Below are 277 nucleotides of genomic sequence, written 5' to 3'. Positions count from 1 at the left end.
AATTTGAATAACTTGGAATTTACACAAGCGATTCTGCAAGCGGCACAGGAGGAGGAGGCTCCCGTCATTCTTGGTGTGAGCGAGCCTTACATTCCTTATATGGGCGGCCTCCCCTGCATCTCCGGTATGGTGAACAGTCTTATTGAGCACTACGGCATTACAGTTCCGGTTGCGCTGCATCTGGATCACGGCTCTACCTTCGAGGTATGTGTGCGAGCGATACATGCCGGATTTACTTCCGTCATGATCGATGCGTCGCATCATTCGCTTGAGGCGA

The 277-nt window shown here is 51.6% G+C and carries 1 protein-coding gene; it reads left to right on the top strand.

The genetic code is table 11. The features are described 5' to 3' along the window. A partial coding sequence (locus KVT27_RS24425; RefSeq protein ID WP_217582158.1) for a class II fructose-bisphosphate aldolase occupies positions 1 to 277 on the top strand: 277 nt, incomplete at both ends.

Source organism: Lysinibacillus sp. GbtcB16 (genome assembly GCF_019091145.1).
Taxonomy (GTDB): domain Bacteria; phylum Bacillota; class Bacilli; order Bacillales_A; family Planococcaceae; genus Lysinibacillus; species Lysinibacillus fusiformis.
This window is presented reverse-complemented; position numbering and strand designations above follow the sequence as displayed.